The following is a 22,913-nucleotide window of genomic DNA, read 5'->3' as shown; positions in this document are numbered from 1 at the left end:
ATTGGGATAAAATTTCATTTCCTTTTCATTTTCCGATTGATACTTTCTGCCGTGATTCAATGGAATCACTTCCGTTACAGAATAAAGGACTATCCGTTACGAAAGGCTTTGAGGCACTTTCAAAACAGATAGTCCTTTATACTTACCACTATTATTCTCCCATCAAACTATGCGGAAGTTTGATGGACAAGCTTTTTCTGTTTTCTGCCTTCAAAAATCGCCACTACGAGGGCAATGAGTAAGAACAGGCTGGAAATTTGGAATAGTACACCCGTCTCGACATACTGAGCCAGCACGCCGAATACTAAACCGCTCAACCCGATACCAAGATCGATGGAAGAGAAAAACATACCGTTCGCCACTCCACGTCCTTGATCCGGCGTCATGGACAATGTCCAGGATTGAAGGGTCGGAATCAGTGATCCGAATCCAACGCCGAAAAGAAGACCGGATACGACGATCAGCAAATCGGAATGTGCGAAAGAAAGTGCCCACATGCCGATAAACGTCACCACGATACAGAATATCACAAGTCCCTTTGGTCCCCGTTCATCAAACCACTTTCCTGCAATCGGTCTAGAAAGGGACGCCATGATCGCATTACATAAGTAGAACAGGAAGATATGCTGTATTCCGCGCTCTTCCCCGAAGATGACGATGAATGTTACGATCGATCCATATCCAAATGTCACCATGATTGTAATGAAAGCAGGGAACCAGCTGGATTTTTCGACTAAAGAACCAAGGTAAGAAAACTTCAAGTCTTCTTTCTTCGTTTCTTTGACCACTTTAGGCGTCTGATAATGAACGATTCCCAATAGGAAGATCGCAATGACACCCAGTACACTTGATGTGATGATCAGATTCGTGAAGGTTGTCACCTGGAATAAATAGATTCCGAGACTCGGGGCGATGATCATTCCGATCGTAATCGACAAACCGTAATACCCCATTCCTTCTCCTAAACGGGATTTAGGCACCACATCGACGGCTGCTGTTCCATTAACCGTCGTGGACCAGCCCCATGCGAGTCCGTGCACAAAACGGAATAAAAGGAAGATGAACACAACACTCGACAATGGATAAATCACCGTAATCGCGAGTAACGAGACCCCCCCTATCAAAACAAGGGGCTTCCTGTCCCTGTATTCCAACATAAACCCAATGAACGGCCGGCTCAACACAGCCCCGATTGAAAACAGCGTCGTCACCAATCCAATCTCAAGCCCTGAAGCCCCAATCGATTTAATATAAGGAGGAAGCGTCGGAATCAACATCTGAAACGACATAAACACAAACAAATTCCCCACCATCAACATAATAAAAGACCTCGTCCATAGAGGATCCTTCACCTTCATAAAAAAACCTCCCTTCCCATCTATCAAACCCCACCAGCAGATGGGGATATTATTTCGGATTACTAAATAATAGCACATAAAACACAATTGCGATACGAAATAAAACAACGGAAATGTGTAAGTTATTAACAGAATGCAAATAGTAACAAATGGACCAAATTCATTATTATAGTGAAAATAAATCTCAACTGTTTTTTGGCTTATTCCGAGTAGAGAAGGGCAGCCGAAAGAGCAAATTCATTTACTCCTTTCGGCTGCCCTTCTCTACCCGGCCTTTCAGCCCAAGCTGAAAGGCGAGTGAAACGAACGTTTCACTCGAATAAGCCAGAAAACGCATACTAGGATCAAAGTCATAATCCATTCAATTATTCAGCTAATTCCCAAGCTTTTATTGAAAACACAAAGAATTATACTATAATAACAACATGGTCAAACTTTCTGAATAATCTTTTTTACGTGGCCACTCATACATATTTACTTTTTATTTCCTATAAACTTACAATCGTGAATGGAGGTCATTCCTTGAATTATACGTTACGCCCATTAGGCGACCACGCTGTCGTCATCCAATTAGGCAGCTCGATTCAACAAGAAACACACAACCTGGTGAAAGCGGTAACAAACATAATCGAAACCCAATCATTCCACTGGCTGGTAGAATTCATCCCGGCCTTTACAACCGTCACACTCTATTACGATCCAATCAAAATCACCGAATCTCACAAACCCTTTCAAAACACACTTCCATATAAGGTCGTCTGTTCTGAAATCGAACACATGCTTTCAACCCTGAAAACCGAAGAAAACGAAGAAGCAAGAATCATCGACATCCCCGTATGCTACGGAGGAGAATTCGGGCCTGACCTTGAAGAAGTAGCCACCCATCATCAACTATCCACTGAAGAAGTCATCACGAAACACATAAACGGTGACTATCTCGTATACATGATCGGCTTCGCTCCCGGATTCCCTTATATCGGCGGCATGTCTCCGGAAATCGCGACGCCGAGAAGAAAGTCCCCACGCCTAAAAATACCGGCAGGCTCTGTTGGGATAGCGGGGGAACAGACAGGGGTATACCCCATCGAAACACCAGGGGGATGGCAGCTGATCGGCCGTACACCCGTAAAACTGTTCCAACCTGATAACGCCGATTCACCAAGCTTACTGAAAGCCGGGGACCGAATCCGCTTCACTCCGATTTCCCTTGAAGAATATAAAGCATTGGAGGAGGAACAATGATTAATATAATCAAACCCGGCCTCCTGACGACCATTCAGGACTTAGGAAGGTACGGATACCAAAAATATGGCGTCATCGTGAGCGGAAGCATGGATCCCCTCGCCCACAAAATCGCGAACCTACTCGTCGGCAACGATGTGGACGAGGCCACCCTTGAAATCACCCTGATGGGACCTGTCCTTGAATTCAAGGAAACATCCCTTATCTCGATTTGCGGGGGAGACCTTTCTCCGACCATTGACGGGAAGCACGTTCCTTTAAGAAGATCCCTGTTGATTAAAGCAGGAAGCATCCTGAAGTTTGGATCATGCACAAATGGCTGCCGCAGTTACCTGGCGATTGCAGGAGGTTTTAACGTTGAAAAGGTCATGAACAGCAGATCCACATATGTAAGGGCGGGAATCGGAGGATTCGAAGGTCGTCCCCTTCAGGCGGGCGATTCCCTTAAAGCAGGAACGCTCAACAAAGAATCTGCCAATATGATCGACTATCTACTTCCCTATGTGGAGAAGAGTGACTTCACGGAAATTGATTGGTCGATTTCATCTGAATTCATTTCGTCCTATCACCAGAAGAAAGCCATTCGGGTGATCCCTGGAACGGAGTACGGTTTATTTTCCGAAGAGAGCCGCGAACAGTTTTTCAAGCAGCCATTTAAAGTGTCTTCCCAATCAGATCGGATGGGATACCGCCTTGAAGGTCCGTCCCTCCATCTTGATGAGGAGTTCGACATGATTTCAGAAGCGGTGGTGTTTGGAACGATTCAGGTTCCGTCGAATGGGCAGCCAATCATTCTGTTGGCTGACCGGCAAACGACGGGTGGCTATCCGAGAATGGGATACATTGCATCCGTGGATCTTCCCCTCATTGCTCAAACGAAGCCGGGAGAAAACATTACATTCACGAGGATCTCCCATGAAAAAGCTCAGGAGCTATACATAGATCGCGAGCGCCAATTAAACCATTTAAAGCAAGGAATCGCCTTGAAGTTTAACTCTTAATCCAAACGACAACAAAGGAGAGAACCCCTTGAAGAAAAAATCGAATTTCAGCCTATTACTGGGAGCAGCGTTCCTGATGGCGACCTCCGCCATCGGACCGGGCTTCCTGACTCAAACAACCGTTTTTACTGAAAAGCTTGCCGCAAGTTTTGGTTTCGTCATTTTAATTTCCATCCTTATCGATATTGGCGCACAGCTGAATATCTGGCGCATCATTGCCATTTCTGAAAAAAGGGCACAGGATATCGCAAATGATGTCCTTCCCGGATTAGGATATTTCCTTGCCATCCTCATCGTGGCAGGGGGCCTTGCCTTTAACATCGGAAATATTGCCGGAGCTGGACTCGGTACGAATGTCCTCTTTGGCATTTCCCCTAAAATGGGTGCCTTATTCAGCGGAATTGTCGCTGTCGGGATCTTCCTGGTAAAGGAAGCGGGCAGATTAATGGACAAATTCGCTCAAATCCTGGGATTATTAATGATCATCCTTACGGTATATGTCATGTTTACAGCGAATCCACCTGTCGGCGAAGCCGTAACGAAAACATTCGCTCCCGACACCATCGATTTTCTCGCAATTATCACCCTGGTTGGCGGGACCGTCGGTGGATACATCACCTTTGCCGGGGGGCATCGATTATTGGAGGCTGGGATAACAGGGAGAAAAGCTCTTCCTGAAATCACAAAAAGCTCCGTATCAGCCATCGGAATCGCGTCCATCATGCGGATCTTTTTATTCCTTGCCGCGTTAGGGATCGTGGCTCAAGGGTTTACTTTAGACCCTAAAAATCCCCCGGCATCTGTATTCCAGCTGGCTGCTGGTGATATCGGGTACAAAATGTTCGGAATCGTTATGTGGTCTGCCGCTGTGTCATCCGTTGTCGGGGCAGCTTATACGTCTGTATCCTTCATCCGTACATTCAGCCCGCTCCTTGAGAAATATCATAAGTGGCTGATCGTCGGTTTCATTACGATTTCAACCCTTGTTTTCGTGATTGTCGGTAAACCCGTTGCCATCTTGATCCTGGTCGGCTCCCTCAATGGATTGATCCTGCCGATCGCCCTCGGTGTCATGCTGATTGCCGCACATAAAGCAAAAATCGTCGGTGACTACAAGCACCCGATCTGGATGACGGTATTCGGTGTACTGATCGTCGTGGCCATGTCTTATATGGGTGTGTACTCGTTGATCCAGGGCATCCCTCAATTGTTTAGTTAAGAAAAAAAGGAAAGACCTCAGCTCCTTTTCATGGGACCTGAGGTCTTTTTGTGTCGGCTGACTTTTTTGTACCTGGTACAATCTAACTTTTTTGTACCAGGTACAATCCAACTTTTTTGTACCTGGTACAATCCAACTTTTTTGTACCTGGTACAATCCAACCTTCTTGTACCTGGTACAATCCAACCTTCTTATACCTGGTACAATCCAACCTTCTTGTACCTGGTACAATCCAACCTTCTTGTACCTGGTACAAACCAACCTTCTTGTACCTGGTACATCCACCTTTCAAGACATAGAAAAAAGAGACCGCTCCGGCCTCTTATTTTTGAATGATATTCTTCACCCGGCCAACCTGTCCATCTGCTAATCGGACTTTGATGCCATGTGGGTGATTCGGGGAATTCGTTAAAATGTCTTTCACAATTCCCCGAGTCAATTTGTCTGTTCGCTGGTCTTTCTTCAGGACGATGTCCACTTCAAGACCCGGTTTAATATTGGATCGCTGTTGTCCGTTCATTGTATTCTCCATTTCTTAAGGGATTTCTGGATTCGTCCAGGACTAGTCTTCATCCTTCACATCGATATCTTCAGGAATCGGTTCACTTAAATAGTCAGCAAGCTGCCGCTTCATTTTTTCCATTTGCTCCAAATGCTGATTGAATTGATCCCTGAATAGTAAATATTGTTCTCCGTCATGAACTGCCCGTATCTTCTTCTGCTGCACGAGGCTTTCGATATACGATTCAGGCAGGGACAGATATTCGGCTGTTTCTTTGATGGTGAGATACATGGCTATCTTCCCTCACTTTTTATTCAACTAACTCTATCTTCGCAACGGCTTCACAGTGCATAGTCTGTGGAAACATATCGACCGGCTGCACCTCCGATGTTTTATACCCGCCGTCTTCCAATATTCTAAGGTCACGGGCAAGGGTTGCCGGGTTGCACGACACATAGACTACGCGCTTCGGCTTCATGGCAAGGATTGTGTTCAGGAGTGCTTCATCACAGCCCTTTCGCGGTGGATCCACGACAAGGACATCTGCTTTGATCCCTTCCTTATACCAATCGGGGATGACGACTTCTGCAGGTCCCGCTTTGAATTCCACATTCGCCATACCATTCAACTCGGCATTTTGCTTTGCGTCTTCAATCGCCTGTGGAACGATTTCCACCCCATATACCTTCTTCGCCTTTTGAGCGAGGAATAATGAGATCGTCCCGATTCCGCAATACGCATCGATGACCGTTTCTTCCCCTTGCAAATCGGCATACTCCAACGCTTTATCATAAAGCACTTTCGTCTGCTCCGGGTTCACCTGATAGAAGGATCTTGCTGAGATCGCGAACTTCACGTCACCGATATAATCGTGGATCACTTCTTCCCCCCAAAGGACGCGGGTTGTATCACCCATGATTACGTTTGTTCGTTTAGGGTTCACGTTATGAACGACCGATTTCAAGCCTTCTATATTTTCGATAAGTGCTTCGACTATCGCCTTCTTGTGTGGAAGCTCAGGCGTCCGCGTGACCAGTACCACCATCACCTCACCCGTCGTATACGCCGTCCGGGTCATAATATGGCGGAGAGTCCCTTTATGATTCTTTTCATCATAGGGACGGACCTCCAATTTTCCACATATATCCTTCACATGCTGGATCACTTCATCATTTTTTTCATATTGAATGATGCATTTGTCCATATCGATGATTTCATGACTACGCTTTTGATAGAATCCTGCTACAAACCGTCCGTCCTTTTCCCCTACAGGAACCTGGGCTTTATTGCGGTAGCGCCACGGTTCTTCCATTCCCAGAACCGGGTGCACGTGTAGGTCATGAAGCTTACCGATACGCTGCATGACGTCCCTTACGTTCTTCTCTTTCGCTTCCAGCTGACCTTCATACGTCATATGCTGGATTTGGCAGCCTCCACATTCCCTATAGATCGGACACGGTGGTTCCTGACGAAACGGACTTTCTTTCGTACGTTCTGACAGTCGGCCGAACCCGTAGCCTTTACTTGTTTTCACAACTTTGACCCGGCCTTCTTCCCCGGGCAGGGCATTGGGGACGAATAATGGGTATCCGTCGACCTTGGTGACTCCATTTCCGTCATGTGTCAAATCTTCAAATACAGCTTCATCTATATAATCATTTTTTTGAACGGGTGCTTTTTTACTCACGTATATCTTCCTTTACGAATTCCTTTTTAAGACTCTACTGATTGTACCATAAATGGATAAGGAGAATGAAATGGATAGAGGTCCGTCCCTCTCTATGAAAAAAAGCATCGACTTAGCCGATGCTTTTTACGTTCAGGATGAGGTGGGTTCTTCTCTGTCAGCGGACTGAATGGATTCGATTGCCTGTTTCAGATAAAGCTTGAAGACTTCACCTTTTTCAACTCCGGTCTCTGCGAGGGATTCCATGATGCATTTGAAATTATCGATGAGATGATCCGATTTCATGCCCCTGCTCACCAGCACACTGTTCAGCCAGAGGGCATAATCGGAAAACACCTTCGACTCGCCTACATCGGAAGCAGACTCCAGATAGTTGAAATGATGAATGTTATCTTCATAGCATTTCTTCCGTCCCGCTTCTCCATATTTATCTTCCAATTCCGGGTATCGATCGTACAATTTCACAACAGCTTCATCTATCACACGTTTATATTTATTTTCCATCAGTGCGCCACCACTTTATACCGGTGAATGGATGGGATGATGGATGCCAATTCCTGATCCGGGTATTTCTTTTCCAGATCATGAATCCGCTTATAGTCTTCACTCTGTACCCATTTCATGAAGTCTTCTTTCGTATCCCACTCCATATGGACCGTGATCTCTCCCGGCTTTTTCTCATTTTGCAGCAGGAGAAACCGTTGAAATCCTTCTGCTTCGTCTACCAGACCTGAGCGGGAATGATAGATTGAAATGACTTCCTCTGCCTTCTCATCAGGCACTACAAATGTTGAATGCACGATATACATTAAATTCACCCTTCTCAGTGGCACATGATCAGACATGCTTTTTATTCACTGTAACACAGTCAGTGAGTGCCGGGGGATACAAAATTTAACAGACTTTAAAAGAAAGATACATAATGTACATTTTCTAGTTGGGATGTAAAAACTTACCGCGTTTTATCCGATCTACAAAGGGTACAATGGTATGTGCAACAATTCTAGAAAGAGAAGGTAGATATACATGAACCCAGACTTCTTAGTAAACCTTATCCTCGTAGGGAATGTTTTTCTTGGAGTGTTATTCGCTCTCAAGTCAAGAAGGTGGTGGCTACCCTATATACTGATCGGACTCACCTTTTTAACCTTGACCTTTGGATTCGGGATATCCCTTTTGCTGAATAAAGAATCGATCCTTGCCTATTTATTTGTGTTCGTCGTCGGGCAATTGATATGGGTCTTTGCCTTTGTGATTGTCGCCCATCTATTGTCCTGGATGGTTAGGAAGGTTCCTTTCCGTCATAAACAACAGATAGGATGGGGCTTTTTGATCGGATTTCCATTGACGTTTTTTGTGTTTTTACTTATCAACTGAGGAAGCTTTCTATGGCTTTTCCGAAGTGATTCATGGAAACATATATAGATTAAAGGGCTGTTTTCGTAAACATTTTTGCTTTTAAAGTAGCGAGTAGTAGTTGATTTCCGCTCCAGGTGCTCGCTTTCCGCGGGGCGTGAGTTGAGCCTCCTCGGGCGCTGCCCTGTGGGGTCTCAAGATCCAGCTACGGTGGCTAGCCCCTCGAGGTCATAAGCTAAATGGTCCAAGAAGGCACAAAGACGCCTTCTTAGCCCATTCATCTTATACTTGTCGGGGCTGAGCAAGCCACCTCCGCTTTTCAGGCTTTCCCGCATTTCCCGCAGGAGTCGAGCACCTTCCGCTCCAATCAACTGAGATCTTTACAAGAATAATTACTGTCACTGTTTTTTATTATATAGCTCTGTCACGACAAACTTGTATAAACCATAATCAATGTAAACAAAAAAGGAATGCCGTAACCCCAACGGCATTCCTTTTTATCATTCTGCTTTATCTTCCGGACGGATCTTATCAAGTGGGACGAAGACTTGTAGGTGACGGTACAGGTTTTCGAATTCGGCTGGAAGAACCCCTCCAAGCTCGCCGTCCACATTCAGCTGCACTTTTTCTTTCGCCTTGATCTTGATTCGGTTGGCTTGTGTGTATATGACGTTCGGATCGTTCACATGCTCTCCCCGTACTGCCAGGGACGCAATGCGGATAAATTCCGCCAGATTCGTTTTCTTCAGTATCAGGAGTGAAAATAAACCGTCATTGATTGAGGCATCTGGAGCAAGTTTCTCGAAGCCCCCGACCGAGTTGGTCAATCCGATGAGGAAGAGCATCGCTTGTCCTTCAAACAACTTTCCGTCATATTCAATTGATACATCTGTCGGTTTTATGGAAGGAAGCATTTCAATACCCTTCAAATAATAAGCAAGCTGCCCCATCATGGTTTTAAGCTTACTCGGTACTTCATAGGTCAATTCCGTGATTCTTCCCCCGCCAGCAATATTGATGAAATAGCGTTCATTCATGCGTCCGATATCGACAGGGATCGTTTCACCCTTCGTAATCACATCAATGGCAGAGCTGATATCCTTTGGGATATGCAGGGCACGGGCGAAGTCATTCGTTGTCCCCATTGGAACAATCCCAATCTTCGGCCGGTAATCCTGTTCGGCTAATCCGTTGACGACCTCATTTAACGTACCGTCCCCACCTGCAGCCACGACGATATCATATTTGCGTTCGACAGCGATTCGTGCCGCTTCCGTTGCATCTCCTTCACAAATGGTTGCGTGAACAGATGTTTCATATCCTGCCTGCTCCAATTTGATTAATACTTCAGCCAGATGCTTTTTAAAAAGCTCCCGCCCCGAAGTCGGATTGTATATTATTCGTGCTCGTTTCATACCCATCATCCTAATCTGTGTTAATTAAAAAAATAACTCGTCCATGTATAAACCATCTTTTAACATCATATACCAATTTAAATAATTCATGCAAAATATGTTCAAAAGGCAGGATTTTTCAAATCGTCCACCGGTCAATATCATAACTCTTTTCACTCGAAAAATCTAATGAAATATGAAATTTCTTATGCTCGAAGGGAGCTAGTTTGATCATTGTCAGAAAGAATACATAAATGGAGACACTCACTAGAAATGAATCAAAAAAAATAACCCTTTAGAATATCACCATGATATTCTGAAGGGTTATGGGAATAGATGTATGTTCCGTTTTTGCAAAAATCGGATGGATTCTTCCAGGGACTTCATATCAAAATGATAGACTTCGCCAATGATGTCTTTCCATTTATCCAGATTCTTCATTTGATATTCACGGATATTCCGGTAGGTCATGACCTTCAACGTCCGGTTACGAAGAAAATAGCACTGACTGCCCTGGAAGCGGACGGCCGTGATCCTTCTCATGGTGATGTTGTCATCGGAATCCAGATAGGATGCCTGAATATCCGTCTCCAAATCTTCTTCTTCTAGCGGTATCCACTCGATGGTCTTTTTTACAAACGTCTTCCCGTTTGAACGGCGATCGACTTCGAACTCCCGGATGTCCTTCTGTGTAAAGATGATCTCCTCCCCAAAGCCGTGAAGAAGATGCTTCTGTCTCGCCTCAAGCTCGACAGGCTTCATAATGGGAGAACCATAACCCACATCAACATACAGCTTACGGTTATCAATCGAGATCATCAGTCCCAGGTGACCCGGGTTCACTCTGACAAATTGACAATGGAAACCTAATTTTTTCAACAGTCTTCCAAAATTAATATTCAGCGTAAAGCAAGTTCCTCCCCATCCTTTCAGATGGAGATTTTCTGCAAATGTCTCTAACGAAGGGACAAAGGATCCACCCTGGGAGAAATAATAAAATTTACTGAATGTCTCATAGGGAATCCGTATCAAATGCTGTTGGATCAGCCGCTGTAAGTAGTTCAACGTAGGAGGCTCTATATCCATATTTAAATAGTTCACATATTTTTTTACTGCTTCCAAACCGATCACTCTTTCTACTTTTTCATCAGGCAGACTGTAAACTGGTGCTGAAGAGTAAACTCATGGAGAGAATCGTGACGTCTGGACAAGAAAGTATGTAATGATTGCAGTAATCCTTCTTTCTCCGTATCCTCTAAATGAGAGAGCCAGGAAAGGGACCCTACGCGCTCGCACCAGGACTGTATGGTGAAATCAACCATATAGTAAAATGTATAAAAATCTTTGATCGTAAAGTCCGCTTGCTGCCATTCTAACAACCACTCCACGGGAATGCCATTCACTTGATTGCCCTGATCAGCTTTTGCTTCCGGGGTTTCACCGATATATTCATGTAAAAACGTCATCGTATCCTTTACTACTTCCTGAGTCGGAAGGAAGCTTGAATCGCTTACAATAAACGTTCCTTTCTCCTTCAAAATCCGCTTCATTTCATGTATCGCTTTCGGGCGATCGAATAAATGCCAGCTTCTATGGCTCATCGTTATATCGTAATAGTGATCTGGCAGATTCGTTGATTCTGCAGTGCCGGTCAGATAAGGGATCTCAAGGTATTGCCTGCTTTCCAATGCCTTGGCTGTTTTCCTCAGGTCAATGGAAGGCTCGACACCGATCACTTCGGCTCCACGCTTATGTAGCTTTCTTGTCAAAGCTCCGGTACCTGAACCAATTTCAGCCACTTTCCTTCCTTCCCACACAATTCCTCTTACCTTCAACGTATCAAAAAATTGATGCGGAATATCATCACAAGACGCAGCGTAACGGGAGGTCACATTACTAAAATTCACTTCCATTCACTCTCTTCCCCTATCATAATTGATTTTCACTCTGCTGAACGTTACGATTTCATGTCAACTCCATCACAGCCGCCTGCACAAAGAGCCTTCCTACATACTACATTCTGTATGCCAAGGGGAAACTCCTGCCGAGGGACGGACCTCGCTTCCCTTTATATCGTCATAATTTGGAATCCTTTAATTGATCGGTTACTTTAAGAAATTATCCTATTTGGCCAGGTGATAAACCTAATAGGATATTATATTTCTATCATTTTAGAGGGGGATTTCATTAAGAAATGGAGGTCCGTCCCTAAAAAAAAACGGTCATCTGAGATGACCGTTTGCTGTGCACGTGTTCTTTAGTTGTTGGCTCCTGCTGCGATCCGCTTTACGTTTTGTTCGGCGGTTTTCGTGAGGTCCGGGGTGAATCCGTTTTTCATCCGCTTGTTTTCTTCGTTGAAGTAGTCTTGGACTTCCTGGTCGAATTCTATTTCAATAAGATCACGAATGTCTGTAATTCTGAGGGCGATCATAATGGATACAAGGTGAGCCACTGTTAAGGATTTCTTCTTGAAATTCACTAACTCATTGATCGTAGCCACTCTTAATCCTGTTAAGCGATGAAGATCGCCTTGAGTCAATCCTCGTTCACGCAGGATTTCTCCCAATTTAATGTGAATTTTATGGGGAAATTTATTTAGCGTTTCTATAACAATTGTATTTGTCTTTTGGTGAATCATGATGCTTCAGCTCCTCATCCTATATCATATTAACTTGAATACACCCATTCGTGAACCGGCAATAAATACCATCCCGACGGGTACTTATGACCATTTCCTTTTGAGCATCCATGAAGCATCATGAACCACCTGAAAGAAGACCCCCGAAACGTATTCCGGGGGCTCCTGCCATATTCTAACGTTTTACATCAATATATTTTGAACGAGGCTCGTCTTCAAGCTTTCGTACACTTCCTGCCAGACCTCTCTATCCTTGATGTACTGAGAGGTCAAGCGCTGGATCATCTCTTTCTGCTTTTCAGGGAAAAGTTCATGATCCCTCGGGGGAAGCTTCGCCCGCTCATCATCGACGATCTTTTTCACCATTGGAGCTCTCGGCCCCCACACAAGCTTCTCCTGACCTTCCTTATCAATAAAAATGAAGATCGGAATGGCTCTCGACGTTCCATTGGTCAGATATTGATCCATCAGTTCAAGATTTTCGTCCCTCAGTATCATCCGAACGTCCAGATTGGCCGCCTCCGCAACAGTAAGAAGAATCGGGATGTTCAGCATGGCGTCACCGCACCAATCCTCCGTTATGGCAATCACCCTTAAAGATTGCTCTCCCAGTTGATTCAACACATCTACGTCTTCTTGCGGAATCTTAAAGCCCTTTCGAATGGCTTCTGTATTTTCTTTATGAGCACTCATATTCTCTATGTATTCTTCCGGTGTCATTCCTTTATCAAACCATTGTTCCAAGTTCATTCATTTTCCTCCTCCAGTGGTTCTCAGGCAGTGAATCACTGTGCTCTTTTCTTGGAAATTCTCTCTCTAGCATATGCATGTTTGTCGTAATCTACAAGTGAAAGTCATATAGAATTCAATCAAAATTTCAATTGTACGATTATGCCTGTAGGAATATAATATAAGAAAAGCAACTTCGTGAACAGGTTCGAATGAACTGGCCCCTGACGAAACTTTTCCATAAAAAAAGGAATAGCTGCGCTAAGCTACTCCTAAAGCCATTTTTCCAGAGGGGGTTGGAAATAGGTAAGTATGGAAAAAGGTATCTCTTTCTTGCCTCTTTCCCTGACAGAAAAAAAAGCTGACTCAATTGTCAGTTTCATCCTCTCATTTTTTGGTTAAATTAAATGGGTATAGGACGACTCTTTCCATTGAACCATCTTAGACATTCTGTGATTTTTCAATTATTTTTGCCACTTTATTGTAGTAGTAGTTCAGCTCGACTAGGCTATCTGCCTCCTTCAGCCGCTTAAGGTAGTGGTTCGCTTTTTCATAGTCTTCTGGTGGCAGTTCAACCTTGATTCTATTTTTCTTCCACTTCGCCAACAGGTTTCACCTCATTATGGTTTGGAGATCCTCCCTTAGAGGTCGGTTCGAGCTGATAATGAGATAGCTCTTGAATGTAGGATGCTTTGGTACTTGCTAAATTTTGTTCGATTTTTCGTGTGATGACGGAACTTCCCCCGATTCCCGATAATAAACTGATATAGATGACGTACCACATCGGGACGGTGTCCACCACCGGTAACACGGACAGATACCCTGCCAGAACCCCTATGATAATATCCTTCGTTGAGCCAAAAAGATAATGTTTTTCACCCTGGTCATCGATGAATTTTCGCGGAAAAGTGAAATGACCATTTTTGAAAACCAGAATATGTCCTAAGCCCCCAATACCACCCATCAACATTGGCAACAAGATCACTTCGAATAAGGACATTCTATCCACCCTCTGGAATCATTTACTATTATTATATATTATTTACAGAAAATTCAGAATAGATAATTGGACGCAATTTTGTCCACTAAAGGAGCGCCATTATGAGAAAAATTGTGATGAAAGTCTCGTCAGTCGACAAACTTCGATTTCAAAACTATATGATGCAGCTAAAAAGAGCCGAAACGAAAGTAGAAGCAGATACTTATTACCGCTTAGCCAAACAGATCCTGGAGAAGGCAAAAAGGAAACGAATATGATGATTCCTTACTGTGCTCCTTGTAAAAAACTCAAAAAAAAGAAGAGCCACTACAGCCCTTCTCTCTGAGTCCGCCTTTTTAGTTGACACCTACCGCATTATACGCAGCATTCACACTTGCCACTTCAGCACTGCCAGAACCATATAAATCCGTTGCCGCCTGAACCGCCGCCGAACGCAGCTGGTTGTAGTTTGATGATGGTGTCAGGTATTGAGTCAGGGCACGATAATAAATCTTCCCGGTCTTGTCCGTTCCGATTCCCGTTACCTTCACCCCATAGTGTGTACCACCTTGACTTAACAGGTAAGCCGCCTTATTCCCGATTCCGCTGTTGATATGAACCCCGCCATTATCCTGTGTCCCTGTGTATCTTACTGAATAGTGATCGGGATCACCGTATTTGGCCGGATCAGACATGGATCGAAGCGCATCTCCACCCTTATTAGGTGTATAAATGTCTTCCCCGATCTCCCAATCCGGATTATTATTTGCGTCGTACTCTACCAATGTTCCAAAAATATCCGACATAGATTCATTGATGGCCCCTGATTCATTTTGATAGATAAGATCGGCTGTTGTATCCGTCACGGCATGCGTCAGCTCATGGGCGATGACGTCAAGTCCGCCGGATAATGATACGAACGTCGATCCATCCCCATCACCGTATACCATCTGCTGCCCATTCCAGAATGCGTTATTATAGTTTCTTCCGTAATGGACAGTCGATTTCAAGGCTGCTCCATTTCCGTCATAGCTATTTCGGTTATGGGTATTTTTATAATAATCGTACGTGGTTCCTGCATAATAATGGGCATCTACCGCTGCTGCGTCATAGCTTGCGTTAAATACATTGTCGCTGTCTGCCCACAGGGAGCCGGGAAGACGTGTGCGGTTTGAACCGTCATACGTGAAAATGCCATTTCCTCTCGTACGATCCTGTAAATAATAGGTGGAAGACGAAAGATACGTATTGAGTGATTTCGTATCTCCCAATACGCCCTTACCAGATCCGACAGTGTCCGTGCCTCCAACAGCTCCGCCACCGCCGCCGGGTTTACCTGCTCCGTTATTTGCCTCATGGATTTCATTCACCTTGGCAAGGATATCGCCTGTGACAGCATCCACGAAATAATTCCAGTTCCCAGGCTCCGGTGACAGGAAATTATAGTTTACGAGATAGGCATAATGAGCTTCCCCGTCTTTCACATAGATTACTGAATCAGATTTTGGGGCATATTCATAATCAGGCTGACTGCCTACTGCCTTAATCAAATCCTTTTCAGCTGTTGAAACAGCTTCTTTTTTTGATAGCTTCTTCGTTTGTTTCAGGTTTTGTTTCTCATCCAGGTTCGCTGCAGGTGCTCCCGATAATGCTGTGAGAACTCCATCTTTATTTACGTGGGCAGTCAGAACAGCCCCATAAACAGGAGTTCCCTTATATACTTGCTGGATGCGAAGATATGTAAATCCCAGATCATCCTTCTGCTTTTCTACTACTTTGAACGATAATGTTGAATCACCTTTAAACTTAAACGTCTTTTGTTTGGCTGTTAAATAATCAAATACCACTGTTTCCGGAGCCTTTGAAGACGCCTTTGTTAATTGACCCGAAATAAATTGAGGAGTCCCCATCTGTGAATTGAAATTCACTTTCTCACTGACACTCGAAGCTCCAAATGCTTCTTGTGCTAATACCGGACTCATCATTAATCCTGCTGTTAATCCTAATGCAACGACTTTTTTCTTCAATTACAACACCTCTTTATAAGAATTTTCTAACTATTTAAAACATTAGATATACTATAATACAAGCCTCCAACATTACGAACGAGCCGAAAGACCTAAAATTCACCTTTTCCAACATCGGGTTAAATGACCTATTCAAAACGGGCAAAAACCACTTCAATCAGGAAAACTTGAACAAAAGAGGCTGGGACAAAAGTGTTTTGTTAAAAGAAAACCCGAACGATCATTCGAAATTTTTTTTGAAGATCGAAATCGTTCGGATTCATCATTTGGTTATTTACTTAAATTGATGCTTTGGGATGGAATGTGGATATTGCTACACCAGTGCATACACCAACTCTTATTCTATTAGTTGCAGTGACCGATTACAGGTAATCATACAAATACTCTTTTTCACCTGGTATGAATGGTCCATTCTGCCCCGGCACACCCCAAATGATCTAACATTCGAAAACGATAGTCTTTCTATTCATAACAACAACCTTAGTGAAATGGACGTATTATAATTGCTAAAGCATATCCAATGTATATAGCAGGATCCAGCTGTTAATTGGAGTGCAAGACGAAGACTCCTACGGGAAAAGCGGATTAGGTGAGACCCCGCAGGAGCGAAAGCGAAGCCACTGAAAAAGTAGTCACTTTATAAAAATGCTGTTTTTTAGGGGGTCAAATATGTCTCCCTACCAGTCTATCGTCGCTTAGAAGCGAATCTGGAGCCTCGTTTTTTAAACATCATTTTTCATCTCTAAAATGCTGGACTTTTTCAGTGGCCTCAGCGAAAGCTGTGAGGAGGCTCGCCTTCCGCCCGAGGAAAGCGAAGTCTTGCACGGAAATCAACAGCGGTGAAACAAGTGACCCTAACTGATTTTTGATTATTCGTCTTTAGATAAAATGGATATAGTTACGTCCAAGCCTTTTGCACAAAGAAAAGCCCCCAGAAAACCAATTGGTTTCAGGGGGCAATTCAATCAAAAGTAATGATTAACGTTTTTGAATTTCTTGAAGTAATAGTTTGTTTACAAGCGGCGGATTGGCCTGACCTTTTGTCGCTTTCATGATTTGACCGACAAGGAAGCCGATGGCGCGGTCTTTTCCGTTCTTGTAATCTTCGATGGATTGTGGATTCGCATCCAGAGTTTCCGTGACGATCTTGAGTAAGGCACCTTCGTCAGAAATTTGAACAAGGCCTTTGTCTTTCACGATTTGCTCAGGCTCTCCACCGTTTTCTACTAATTCCTTGAACACTTTCTTCGCAATCTTGGAAGAAATCGTTCCTTTTTCGATCAACTCGATCATGCCTGCAAGTCCTTGAGGAGTCAGCTTAACATCTTCCAATTCCTTCTGCTGTGCATTCAAGTATGCCGAAACTTCACCCATCAGCCAGTTAGAGGCAAGCTTCGCATCTGCACCTGCTTCAACGGTATCCTGGAAGAAATCAGACATTTCCTTCGTCAATGTCAGAACCATTGCATCGTACGCAGGTAAGCCAAGTTCTTCTACATAGCGCTTTTTACGCTCATCCGGAAGCTCAGGGATCTCTGCACGGATGCGGTCCATCCATTCTTGGTCGATATGCAGGTGTAATAAATCCGGTTCAGGGAAGTAACGGTAATCATCCGATCCTTCCTTTACACGCATAAGGATCGTTTTACCCGTCGATTCATCGAAACGCAGGGTCTCCTGTTGAATCAACCCTCCAGATAAAAGTACTTTCTCCTGACGGACGATTTCGTATTCCAATCCTTTTTTAACAAAGTTAAAAGAGTTCAGGTTTTTAAGCTCGGCTTTCGTTCCGAACTTCTCCTGACCGATTGGGCGCAGGGAAATATTGGCGTCACAACGAAGGGATCCTTCTTCCATCTTACAGTCTGAAACGCCTGTGTATTGAATGATGGATTTCAACTTCTCAAGGTACGCATACGCTTCTTCAGGAGTACGGATATCCGGCTCGGATACGATCTCAATCAGTGGTGTTCCTTGACGGTTATAGTCGACAAGGGAATAGCCGTCGCCTGAGTGCGTCAGTTTCCCTGCATCTTCTTCCAGGTGCAGACGAGTGATCCCGATGCGTTTCTTCTCACCGTTCACTTCAATCTCGATCCAGCCATTCTCACCGATCGGCTTATCAAATTGAGAAATTTGGTACGCTTTCGGATTATCAGGATAAAAATAGTTTTTACGGTCAAACTTTGTATCCGTGGCGATCTCACAGTTCAATGCGATCGCTGCTTTCATACCGAACTCAATGGCACGTTTGTTAACGACCGGAAGAACACCAGGGTATCCAAGGTCGATCACGTTTGTATTTGTATTCGGCTCTGCTCCGAAATGGTTCGGTGCCGGAGAAAACATCTTACTGTCCGTTTTTAATTCTACGTGGACTTCTAGTCCGATTACTGGTTCAAAGTTCATTGATTTCACCCCTTACAGTTGTGGTCTTTTTGTATGGAAGTCTGTAGCCTGCTCGAATGCATGAGCTACGCGATAAATCGTGCTTTCGTCAAAATGCTTTCCGATGACCTGCAGTCCAAGCGGCAGTCCCGTTGAAGAGAATCCACAAGGAACCGAGATTCCCGGCACGCCTGCAAGGTTTACTGGAATCGTTAAAATATCATTGGCATACATCGTTAATGGATCATCGATCTTTTCTCCGATTTTAAATGCAGGAGTCGGCGTTGTCGGTCCGATGATGACGTCATATTTCGCAAATACATCTTCAAAGTCTTTCTTGATCAGCGTACGGGCCTGCTGTGCTTTCTTGTAATAAGCATCATAGTAACCAGAGCTCAATGCAAACGTTCCAAGCATGATACGACGCTTCACTTCGTCCCCGAAGCCTTCTGCACGTGTTTTTTTGTAAAGATCAAGAAGGTTCTCTGCGTTCGGCGTACGGTATCCGTAACGAACACCATCGAAGCGTGCAAGATTGGCAGACGCTTCAGAAGATGCTAATAAGTAATACGTTGAAACACCGAATTTAGAATGAGGAAGGGAAACCTCTTCCCATGTTGCACCCATGCCTTCCAACACTTTCAGTGAAGCAAGAACGGCCTGGCGGGCTTCTTCCCCGACACCTTCACCTAAATATTCTTTCGGAACAGCAATTTTCAAGCCTTTTACATCACCTGTAAGGGCCTCTGCATAATTCGGAACCTCTACATTCGCTGAAGTGGAGTCATTCGGATCAAGCCCGGCGATTGCCTGCAGCAGGTACGCGTTGTCTTCTACATTACGAGTGATTGGTCCGATTTGATCAAGTGAAGATGCGAATGCTACCAGACCGAAACGCGATACGCGCCCGTATGTAGGCTTTAATCCGACAGTACCCGTGAATGCTGCCGGCTGACGAATCGATCCACCTGTATCAGATCCAAGTGAGAAAGGAACTTCCCCAGCTGCAACAGATGCTGCTGATCCACCTGAAGATCCGCCTGGAACCGTTTCAAGATTCCAAGGGTTGCTCGTCTTTTGGAAACCGGAGTTCTCAGTAGATGAACCCATCGCAAACTCATCCATATTCAATTTACCGATCGTGATCGTATCGGCACTATGTAATTTATTGATGACCGTCGCATCATAAATCGGATTGAAGTTTTCAAGAATTTTACTTGCACAGGTTGTACGAAGACCCTTTGTAACGATATTGTCCTTAATTCCGATCGGCATTCCGAAAAGAAGGCCTTTACTTTCATCCGTACCAAGCTTCGCATCCATTTCCTTCGCTTTACTGCGGGCATTCTCTTCATCCAGTGTTAAAAATGCCTTCACTTTGTCTTCCACTGCATCGATTCGTTTGTACGACTCGTCAACAAGATCTGTGACAGATACTTCTTTCTTATGTAAAAGTTCATGAAGCTCTGATAATTTATGGTCAAATAATGACATGAGGTCCCCTCCTTAGTCCAAGATCGATGGAACGCGAACTTGTCCATCTTGTTTGTCTGGTGCGTTCTTCAATACTTCTTCACGTGGCAGTCCTTCAACAGGCTTATCTTCACGCATCACGTTCTTCATATCCAGTACATGACTCGTTGCTTCCACATTTGAAGTATCTAATTCATTCAGCTGCTCGGCAAACCCGATAATCGCATCCAGCTGAGTTGTAAACTTCTTCGCTTCATCTTCAGTGATGGCTAGTCGTGCAAGGTGTGCAACATGCTTTACCTGCTCTTCAGAAATTCTAGACATCTTCTTCACCTCCGTATATGTTCGAACACTCACAATACTATTGATAATACCAAAATTCGCTTCATTAAAGCAACTATGATAAGAGATAACCATTGTTAAGGACATGGCTGATTCTTGCCCATACCTCCGTCTATTCTATCACGAAATGAGGGGTGGGTGTGATTTTGTGAGGGATACTGGTTTAGACTGTCCGCCCCTGTATAAATGATAGGGATAGATTGTCTTTTTTAGCTGGGGAGTGGTTCTTCATGGTGATTCATGGACGATTTGGCGTGGATTCTATGATTGAGATCTTTCTTCGCGATTTTCTGAGCGAAGTCTCTGCTAATTTATGGAGGAAAAGGATGTCAATAGGGGGCATGGGGAATAGATTGCGTCATTATGGCTGATGATTGCGTCATTTTTCAAATAATTGCGTCATTATTTTATTTATTGCGTCATTTTTCTTTTAATTGCGTCAATTACCATATGATGGAATAAATTTACACTATTAAAGGACTACCCGTCCCCGAAACCGAATCTATAAAAAGAGGTGATTTCATGAAAATACACAGTTTCAAACAAAATACCGGAAAATCCATTCAGCAATTCAACAGCCAAAATGTGACTATCCATCCTTTGTTAAGGCCTGTTGAGCCGTTTCAGATCGGTTACTTTTATCTAGAAGCCAACAGCGTGCTGGGCATGCATCCCGCTATGTGCGATCAGCTTCTGATGATCACGTCTGGACGTGGATGGGTGAGGGTCGAGGGAGGAGAAAAGATTACAGTGGAACCGGGCATGGCGGTCTTCTGGCAGGAAGGTGAAATGCATGAATCCGGATCCGATGATGGTATGACTGCCATTGTAGCCGAAGGAAGCAGTCTCGCCCCCGAGCGATACCTCCCTACCAACTAAAGCATTCCATTTGCTTCCTTTCCTCCATTTGATTACCTTTAAATAGAGTACGTAAATGGAGAGGGTTTTCTACATGCATCCAATTCTATCAGCCTTCATAGCAGGGGTTATAGGCGGCGGGCTGTTCACGCTCCTGCATCTTCCTCTGTCCTGGCTTCTAGGTTCCATGGTTTCTGTCTTTCTCATTAACAAATGGACAACATTTGAGCTGGCATGGCCATCTTATCTCAGGGATCTTGGATTGATCATTGTCGGCTATGCCATCGGGCAGTCGTTCAGTCAGAAAACAATGATTGAAATCTTCACTCAGCTTCCTTCCATGCTGACGATGACGGTTGCGATCATTGCCTTCAGTATGGTCCTTGCTTACATTACGTCCAAAATGACGGGAATCGGTTTGTCTTCGACGATTACCGGTAGTATTCCTGGTGGGCTTTCACAAATGGTGGCTCTCGGGGAGGAAATGAAGAATATTGACTTAACCGTCGTGACGATCCTTCAGGTCATCAGGCTGTTATCGGTCATCTTTGTGGTACCGTTCATGGTGTTCAGTCCCCTATTAACTGGAGGGGGGACGGGTCCCGGTCCTGCGGGGCGCCCCTTTGAGCTTCCTTCTTTTCCCTTGGGGTTTGTCCTTTTTTTTATGATTGCCATTGCATCAGGTTTCATGGCTAGAAGAATCCACTTGCCTACCCCGACCTTACTTGGCCCGATCCTGGTGATCGGCGGCTTCATGGTGGCTGAATTGCCGGTCCCGCATATGCCCGGACTGTTCATTATCCTTGCTCAATTATCCCTGGGTATTTATTTTAGTTTCATGATGAATTTCTCGTCATCCAAATCGATGGGCAAGTTTATCTTATGGTCGTTATTTACTTCCCTGTGCCTGCTTTTAGGTTGTGTGGGACTAAGCTTTTTATTGAGCCGCTGGCATGATGTGTCTTTTTTGACCGCGTTCATTAGCATGGCTCCCGGGGGTATGGCAGAGATGGCACTGGTCGGACAAGCCGTCAACGCAGATCTTTCCATCATTACCGGATACCATTTATTCCGGATTTTATTTATTCTGTTCATCATCCCAGCGATTTTGAAAGGGCTTTTTAAACTCCCGATTTTTCAAAAGGGCAATCACGATTAGAAAAGCTTATTTTTAATGGATGAGAATAGGCTTTTCTTTTGTTTTTGCTTTGGCTTGGACTTTGCTTCAACCGCTTTCTCACTTTTTTTCTGCACATAGATCTCTTCCTGATCAATGGCATGATCATAAGCGAGAACGAGCCCGATATCCGTTTCGATTTCCTTATTGGTAACCATGGAAAACGACACGTGATACGAATCTGCAAGCTTGATGTATTTAGATAAAAAGGTGTAGCTCATGTTACCATTCAGTAAAAGTTTCGCATCAGGATGCTTCTTCAATTGATCCTGAACTTCCTTGTATATTCCCTTTTCCCTCACCTGGCTTTGGGTAAGGGCAATGACGATCCGCTCTCTCAGGGTCCCAAGAAACTTCCTTCTTTCATCAGGCTTGGTTTGTTTTTGTCCATATATTCCATTTTCCAAATAATCATCCATGGTTGGCTTACTCAAAAACATTGCACCTCCAAAACGTCTTATTTCAGTTTCTCCTATACTATATGTTTACATGTGTTCATTTGGTTCTGTCCCATTTTCTCTTATGGGAATGCTTTCAGGCAAC

The 22,913-nt window shown here is 44.2% G+C and carries 25 protein-coding genes; 7 read left to right on the top strand and 18 right to left on the bottom strand.

Features of this window, described 5'->3' with window-relative positions; all coding sequences use genetic code 11:
• Positions 1-167: 167 nt before the first annotated feature.
• Positions 168-1,358, bottom strand: a complete 1,191-nt coding sequence (locus tag AC0VXY_RS02055; protein ID WP_475526729.1) for an MFS transporter — start codon at positions 1,356-1,358, stop codon at positions 168-170.
• A 522-nt stretch (positions 1,359-1,880) separates the two neighbouring features.
• Here AC0VXY_RS02055 and pxpB point away from each other — a divergent pair.
• The 3 genes from pxpB to AC0VXY_RS02040 all read left to right on the top strand — a co-directional run bounded on the left by pxpB (position 1,881) and on the right by AC0VXY_RS02040 (position 4,820).
• The gene (gene pxpB / locus AC0VXY_RS02050) at positions 1,881-2,600 is read left to right on the top strand and encodes a 5-oxoprolinase subunit PxpB (RefSeq protein WP_435993815.1); all 720 of its coding nucleotides are present in this window, start codon (positions 1,881-1,883) and stop codon (positions 2,598-2,600) included.
• A complete protein-coding gene (locus tag AC0VXY_RS02045; RefSeq protein WP_475526728.1) occupies positions 2,597-3,601 on the top strand; it encodes a 5-oxoprolinase subunit C family protein in 1,005 nt (334 codons plus the stop codon). Before pxpB ends, AC0VXY_RS02045 begins: the two co-directional genes overlap by 4 nt.
• A 76-nt stretch (positions 3,602-3,677) precedes the next feature.
• The gene (locus tag AC0VXY_RS02040) at positions 3,678-4,820 is read left to right on the top strand and encodes an NRAMP family divalent metal transporter (RefSeq protein ID WP_435994675.1); all 1,143 of its coding nucleotides are present in this window, start codon (positions 3,678-3,680) and stop codon (positions 4,818-4,820) included.
• 322 nt (positions 4,821-5,142) lie between these two features.
• On the opposite strand, the gene AC0VXY_RS02035 is transcribed toward AC0VXY_RS02040, so the two are convergent.
• The 5 genes from AC0VXY_RS02035 to AC0VXY_RS02015 form a co-directional block, all read right to left on the bottom strand.
• A complete protein-coding gene (locus AC0VXY_RS02035) occupies positions 5,143-5,340 on the bottom strand; it encodes a YwbE family protein (protein WP_060671570.1) in 198 nt (65 codons plus the stop codon).
• Between the two features lie 42 nt (positions 5,341-5,382).
• Complete coding sequence (locus tag AC0VXY_RS02030) at positions 5,383-5,613, bottom strand: excisionase family DNA-binding protein (RefSeq protein ID WP_435993820.1); 231 nt, start codon at positions 5,611-5,613, stop codon at positions 5,383-5,385.
• 19 nt (positions 5,614-5,632) lie between these two features.
• Entirely contained in the window at positions 5,633-7,009 is a 1,377-nt protein-coding gene (gene rlmD / locus AC0VXY_RS02025) for a 23S rRNA (uracil(1939)-C(5))-methyltransferase RlmD (RefSeq protein ID WP_475526727.1), read from the bottom strand.
• A gap of 132 nt (positions 7,010-7,141) precedes the next feature.
• Entirely contained in the window at positions 7,142-7,513 is a 372-nt protein-coding gene (locus AC0VXY_RS02020) for a hypothetical protein (RefSeq protein ID WP_475526726.1), read from the bottom strand.
• Positions 7,513-7,818, bottom strand: coding sequence for an antibiotic biosynthesis monooxygenase family protein (locus AC0VXY_RS02015; protein WP_435993826.1), 306 nt, complete (start codon positions 7,816-7,818; stop codon positions 7,513-7,515). The genes AC0VXY_RS02020 and AC0VXY_RS02015 overlap by 1 nt, the downstream gene beginning before the upstream one ends.
• A gap of 217 nt (positions 7,819-8,035) precedes the next feature.
• Here AC0VXY_RS02015 and AC0VXY_RS02010 point away from each other — a divergent pair, with 217 nt between their 5' ends.
• The gene (locus tag AC0VXY_RS02010) at positions 8,036-8,386 is read left to right on the top strand and encodes a hypothetical protein (RefSeq protein ID WP_475526725.1); all 351 of its coding nucleotides are present in this window, start codon (positions 8,036-8,038) and stop codon (positions 8,384-8,386) included.
• 479 nt (positions 8,387-8,865) lie between these two features.
• Here the strand turns inward: AC0VXY_RS02010 and AC0VXY_RS02005 are convergent, their stop codons facing one another.
• The 7 genes from AC0VXY_RS02005 to AC0VXY_RS01975 form a co-directional block, all read right to left on the bottom strand.
• Positions 8,866-9,780: a diacylglycerol kinase gene (locus tag AC0VXY_RS02005; RefSeq protein WP_435993828.1), complete on the bottom strand. Its 915-nt coding sequence runs from the start codon at positions 9,778-9,780 to the stop codon at positions 8,866-8,868.
• 303 nt (positions 9,781-10,083) lie between these two features.
• Positions 10,084-10,881 carry an arylamine N-acetyltransferase gene (locus AC0VXY_RS02000; protein WP_475526724.1) on the bottom strand — a complete coding sequence of 266 codons (798 nt, stop codon included), beginning with the start codon at positions 10,879-10,881 and terminating at the stop codon, positions 10,084-10,086.
• 14 nt (positions 10,882-10,895) lie between these two features.
• Positions 10,896-11,672, bottom strand: a complete 777-nt coding sequence (locus tag AC0VXY_RS01995; protein ID WP_435993832.1) for a class I SAM-dependent methyltransferase — start codon at positions 11,670-11,672, stop codon at positions 10,896-10,898.
• Positions 11,673-12,016: 344 nt separating this feature from the next.
• Positions 12,017-12,397, bottom strand: a complete 381-nt coding sequence (locus tag AC0VXY_RS01990; RefSeq protein ID WP_435993834.1) for a helix-turn-helix domain-containing protein — start codon at positions 12,395-12,397, stop codon at positions 12,017-12,019.
• 183 nt (positions 12,398-12,580) lie between these two features.
• On the bottom strand, positions 12,581-13,147 hold the full coding sequence (locus tag AC0VXY_RS01985) for a thioredoxin family protein (RefSeq protein ID WP_475526723.1): 567 nt from the start codon (positions 13,145-13,147) through the stop codon (positions 12,581-12,583).
• Positions 13,148-13,567: 420 nt separating this feature from the next.
• Positions 13,568-13,732, bottom strand: a complete 165-nt coding sequence (locus tag AC0VXY_RS01980; protein ID WP_258263430.1) for a hypothetical protein — start codon at positions 13,730-13,732, stop codon at positions 13,568-13,570.
• A complete protein-coding gene (locus AC0VXY_RS01975; protein ID WP_435993839.1) occupies positions 13,710-14,126 on the bottom strand; it encodes a DUF4257 domain-containing protein in 417 nt (138 codons plus the stop codon). Before AC0VXY_RS01975 ends, AC0VXY_RS01980 begins: the two co-directional genes overlap by 23 nt.
• A 101-nt stretch (positions 14,127-14,227) precedes the next feature.
• On the opposite strand from AC0VXY_RS01975, the gene AC0VXY_RS01970 reads away from it, so the two are divergent.
• Positions 14,228-14,383: a hypothetical protein gene (locus tag AC0VXY_RS01970; RefSeq protein WP_435993841.1), complete on the top strand. Its 156-nt coding sequence runs from the start codon at positions 14,228-14,230 to the stop codon at positions 14,381-14,383.
• Positions 14,384-14,461: 78 nt separating this feature from the next.
• Here the strand turns inward: AC0VXY_RS01970 and AC0VXY_RS01965 are convergent, their stop codons facing one another.
• The 4 genes from AC0VXY_RS01965 to gatC all read right to left on the bottom strand — a co-directional run bounded on the left by AC0VXY_RS01965 (position 14,462) and on the right by gatC (position 20,317).
• Entirely contained in the window at positions 14,462-16,090 is a 1,629-nt protein-coding gene (locus AC0VXY_RS01965; protein ID WP_475527793.1) for a M4 family metallopeptidase, read from the bottom strand.
• Positions 16,091-17,110: 1,020 nt separating this feature from the next.
• A complete protein-coding gene (gatB, locus tag AC0VXY_RS01960; protein WP_475526721.1) occupies positions 17,111-18,541 on the bottom strand; it encodes an Asp-tRNA(Asn)/Glu-tRNA(Gln) amidotransferase subunit GatB in 1,431 nt (476 codons plus the stop codon).
• A 12-nt stretch (positions 18,542-18,553) separates the two neighbouring features.
• A complete protein-coding gene (gene gatA, locus AC0VXY_RS01955) occupies positions 18,554-20,014 on the bottom strand; it encodes an Asp-tRNA(Asn)/Glu-tRNA(Gln) amidotransferase subunit GatA (RefSeq protein WP_435993843.1) in 1,461 nt (486 codons plus the stop codon).
• 12 nt (positions 20,015-20,026) lie between these two features.
• Entirely contained in the window at positions 20,027-20,317 is a 291-nt protein-coding gene (gatC, locus tag AC0VXY_RS01950) for an Asp-tRNA(Asn)/Glu-tRNA(Gln) amidotransferase subunit GatC (protein ID WP_034760864.1), read from the bottom strand.
• A gap of 540 nt (positions 20,318-20,857) precedes the next feature.
• On the opposite strand from gatC, the gene AC0VXY_RS01945 reads away from it, so the two are divergent.
• Together AC0VXY_RS01945 and AC0VXY_RS01940 are read left to right on the top strand one after the other, a co-directional pair.
• Positions 20,858-21,214 carry a cupin domain-containing protein gene (locus AC0VXY_RS01945; RefSeq protein ID WP_475526720.1) on the top strand — a complete coding sequence of 119 codons (357 nt, stop codon included), beginning with the start codon at positions 20,858-20,860 and terminating at the stop codon, positions 21,212-21,214.
• Between the two features lie 73 nt (positions 21,215-21,287).
• Entirely contained in the window at positions 21,288-22,352 is a 1,065-nt protein-coding gene (locus AC0VXY_RS01940) for an AbrB family transcriptional regulator (protein ID WP_475526719.1), read from the top strand.
• On the opposite strand, the gene AC0VXY_RS01935 is transcribed toward AC0VXY_RS01940, so the two are convergent.
• Positions 22,349-22,804 (bottom strand): YueI family protein, encoded by a 456-nt coding sequence (locus AC0VXY_RS01935; RefSeq protein WP_475526718.1) that lies wholly within the window; start codon positions 22,802-22,804, stop codon positions 22,349-22,351. The genes AC0VXY_RS01940 and AC0VXY_RS01935 overlap by 4 nt on opposite strands.
• Positions 22,805-22,913 lie beyond the last annotated feature (109 nt).

The organism is Rossellomorea sp. QJM3NY_18 (genome assembly GCF_056173145.1).
The sequence above is the reverse complement of the archived record's forward strand: the minus strand, read 5'-3'. Positions and strand labels throughout refer to the sequence as shown.

Coding starts and splice junctions, on each gene's coding strand:
- AC0VXY_RS02015 (WP_435993826.1), bottom strand. CDS start 7,818: ATGTATATCGTGCATTCAACATTTGTAGTGCCTGATGAGAAGGCAGAG.
- AC0VXY_RS02005 (WP_435993828.1), bottom strand. CDS start 9,780: ATGAAACGAGCACGAATAATATACAATCCGACTTCGGGGCGGGAGCTT.
- AC0VXY_RS01965 (WP_475527793.1), bottom strand. CDS start 16,090: ATGATGAGTCCGGTATTAGCACAAGAAGCATTTGGAGCTTCGAGTGTC.
- AC0VXY_RS01995 (WP_435993832.1), bottom strand. CDS start 11,672: ATGGAAGTGAATTTTAGTAATGTGACCTCCCGTTACGCTGCGTCTTGT.
- AC0VXY_RS01970 (WP_435993841.1), top strand. CDS start 14,228: ATGAGAAAAATTGTGATGAAAGTCTCGTCAGTCGACAAACTTCGATTT.
- AC0VXY_RS02045 (WP_475526728.1), top strand. CDS start 2,597: ATGATTAATATAATCAAACCCGGCCTCCTGACGACCATTCAGGACTTA.
- AC0VXY_RS02030 (WP_435993820.1), bottom strand. CDS start 5,613: ATGTATCTCACCATCAAAGAAACAGCCGAATATCTGTCCCTGCCTGAA.
- AC0VXY_RS01945 (WP_475526720.1), top strand. CDS start 20,858: ATGAAAATACACAGTTTCAAACAAAATACCGGAAAATCCATTCAGCAA.
- AC0VXY_RS02040 (WP_435994675.1), top strand. CDS start 3,678: ATGGCGACCTCCGCCATCGGACCGGGCTTCCTGACTCAAACAACCGTT.
- gatC (WP_034760864.1), bottom strand. CDS start 20,317: ATGTCTAGAATTTCTGAAGAGCAGGTAAAGCATGTTGCACACCTTGCA.
- AC0VXY_RS02020 (WP_475526726.1), bottom strand. CDS start 7,513: ATGGAAAATAAATATAAACGTGTGATAGATGAAGCTGTTGTGAAATTG.
- AC0VXY_RS01985 (WP_475526723.1), bottom strand. CDS start 13,147: ATGAACTTGGAACAATGGTTTGATAAAGGAATGACACCGGAAGAATAC.
- AC0VXY_RS01940 (WP_475526719.1), top strand. CDS start 21,288: ATGCATCCAATTCTATCAGCCTTCATAGCAGGGGTTATAGGCGGCGGG.
- AC0VXY_RS01975 (WP_435993839.1), bottom strand. CDS start 14,126: ATGTCCTTATTCGAAGTGATCTTGTTGCCAATGTTGATGGGTGGTATT.
- AC0VXY_RS01990 (WP_435993834.1), bottom strand. CDS start 12,397: ATGATTCACCAAAAGACAAATACAATTGTTATAGAAACGCTAAATAAA.
- gatB (WP_475526721.1), bottom strand. CDS start 18,541: ATGAACTTTGAACCAGTAATCGGACTAGAAGTCCACGTAGAATTAAAA.
- AC0VXY_RS02055 (WP_475526729.1), bottom strand. CDS start 1,358: ATGAAGGTGAAGGATCCTCTATGGACGAGGTCTTTTATTATGTTGATG.
- AC0VXY_RS02035 (WP_060671570.1), bottom strand. CDS start 5,340: ATGAACGGACAACAGCGATCCAATATTAAACCGGGTCTTGAAGTGGAC.
- gatA (WP_435993843.1), bottom strand. CDS start 20,014: ATGTCATTATTTGACCATAAATTATCAGAGCTTCATGAACTTTTACAT.
- AC0VXY_RS02010 (WP_475526725.1), top strand. CDS start 8,036: ATGAACCCAGACTTCTTAGTAAACCTTATCCTCGTAGGGAATGTTTTT.